The organism is Micromonospora sp. D75 (assembly GCF_018070405.1).
Taxonomy (GTDB): domain Bacteria; phylum Actinomycetota; class Actinomycetes; order Mycobacteriales; family Micromonosporaceae; genus Micromonospora; species Micromonospora chalcea.
Map to the genome: position 1 here is coordinate 1 of NZ_JAGPXV010000829.1, position 2,112 is coordinate 2,112.

The 2,112-nt window shown below is 74.0% G+C and carries 3 protein-coding genes; all 3 read left to right on the top strand.

From position 1 onward, the window contains the following. On the top strand, positions 1–181 hold a 181-nt coding region (locus tag KBX39_RS29625; RefSeq protein WP_247660737.1), incomplete at its 5' end, for an ATP-binding protein. Next, positions 178–1,191, top strand: coding sequence for a SpoIIE family protein phosphatase (locus tag KBX39_RS29630; RefSeq protein WP_210873693.1), 1,014 nt, complete (start codon positions 178–180; stop codon positions 1,189–1,191). The genes KBX39_RS29625 and KBX39_RS29630, both read left to right, overlap by 4 nt. Beyond that, positions 1,188–2,112, top strand: a 925-nt coding sequence (locus tag KBX39_RS29635) for a sensor histidine kinase (protein ID WP_210873691.1), incomplete at its 3' end; no start/stop codon positions are given. The genes KBX39_RS29630 and KBX39_RS29635, both read left to right, overlap by 4 nt.

Genomic DNA, 2,112 nt, shown 5'->3' on the forward strand with positions numbered 1-2,112 from the left:
CCTCTTCGCCGACGAAGGGCCGGGCATCCCCGACCTCGACCTGGCGCTGACCGACGGCTACACCACGGGGGGCGGGCTGGGCCTCGGGCTCAGCGGGGCCCGCCGGCTGGTGGACGACTTCGACATCCAGACGGCTGTCGGCGAGGGGACGAGGATCACCGTCACCAAGTGGTCGCGATGACCGCCGACGTGGTCCCCGACCACGGGGTGTGGTTCCGGGTCGACAACGGCGCGACCGCCGGCGGCGTACGCCGGGCCGCCGAGCGTCTCGGCCGGCAGCTCGAACTGAGCACCGATCGTGTCGCGGACCTGGCCATCGTCACCGCCGAGATCACCAGCAACCTGGTCAAGCACGCCCGCGAGGGCACGCTCCTGCTGCGCCCGGCGCGCCGGGCCGGACGGGCCGGGGTGGAACTGGTGGCCATCGACTCCGGCCCCGGCATGGCCGACCTGACGCTCTCGTCGGTCGACGGCCACTCCACCGCCGGCACGCTCGGCATCGGGCTCGGCGCGATCACCCGGCAGTCGAGCCGGTTCGACGGCTACTCGACGCCCGGCCGGGGCACCGTCCTGGTCGTCCAGGTCTGGGACGCCGCACCGCCCACGCCGGACTGGGCCGGCGGGCTGGCCCGGCCGATCACCGGCGAGCAAGACAGCGGCGACGGGTACGCGGTCCGCCAGGTCGACGGCCGGCGGCAGGTGCTGGTCTCCGACGGCCTCGGCCACGGGCCACTGGCCGCCGCCGCGACCGGGGCCGCCGTGTCCGCGTTCCGCTCGGCGCCGGACGGGCCGCCGGATGTCGTGGTGCGGCACCTGCACGCCGCCATGTCGCACACCCGGGGCGCGGCGCTCGCGGTGGCCGAACCGGATCCCGCCGCCGGGCTGCTCCGCTTCGCCGGCCTGGGCAACATCGCCGCGATGATCGTCGCGCCGGGCGAGCGGCGGCGCGGGCTCGTCTCGCTGCCGGGCATCGCCGGGCACCAGCGTCCGGCGATCCGCGGGTACGACTACCCCTTCTCGCATGACTCCACCCTGGTCATGCACAGTGACGGGGTGGTGGATCGCTGGGACCTGGACGACTACCCCGGGCTGGCCGGGCGCAACCCGTTGCTGGCGGCCGCGACGCTCCTGCGCGACGCCGGCATCCGTCGCGACGACGCCTGCGTGCTGGTCGCGCGGGGGGCGGCATGACCGAACCCCTTCTGCACCTCGCGCTCCGGGTCGAGCAGGACATCTTTCTGGTTCGGCAGCGCGGCCGCGAGGTGGCCGCGGCGGTCGGGCTGGAACACCAGGACCAGGTGCGGATCGCCACCGCGCTCAGCGAGGTGGCCCGGGAGTTGTTGAGCGGCGCCGACGGCGCGGACGTCACGTTCGCTCTCGACCGGGACGCCGTGGGCCGCCGGATCCTCCAGGTCGACCTGTCGCCGTTGCGTCCACTGCCAGGCGGCCGGTACGAGCCGAAGTCCGGCGCCGTCGCGCGTCTGGTGGACACGTTGCAGGTCGTGGCCGTCGAGGGCGATACCGTCGTGAGGATGTCCAGACGGGTGCCCGACCACGCCGAGGAGCTGACGCCGGAACGCGCCAGCCGGCTCCGGGCCGAGCTGGCCGAGCGTGCTCCGGCCTCCGCGCTGGACGAGCTGGCCGCGCAGAACTCCCAGCTCATCGCGGCCCTCGACGAGGTACGCAGCCAGCGCGACGAGCTGGCGGTGCTCAACTCCGAACTGCAGGAGACCAACCGGGGCGTGATGGCGCTCTACAACCAGCTCACCGAGGAGCTGGAGGAGACCAACCGGGGCGTGGTGGCGCTCTACGCCGAGCTGGAGGAGAAGTCCACGCAGCTGCGGGCCGCGAGCGAGTCGAAGAGCCGGTTCCTCGCCAACGTCAGTCACGAGCTGCGCGCGCCGGTCACCGCGATCATCGGTCTGGCCCGGCTGCTGGCCGACTCCGCCTCCGACCCGCTCACCGGCGAGCAGGCCCGCCAGGTGGGGCTGATCCGGTCCTCCGCCGGTGACCTGCTGGGGCTGGTCAACGAGCTGCTCGATCTGGCGAAGGCGGAGTCGGGCCGGATCGAGCCGGACTGGTCCGAGGTCGACCTGCGCGCGGTGTTCGGGC

Bases quoted from the DNA above. Each gene is read 5' to 3' on its own strand.
- KBX39_RS29630 (WP_210873693.1), top strand. From the start codon at position 178: ATGACCGCCGACGTGGTCCCCGACCACGGGGTGTGGTTCCGGGTCGAC.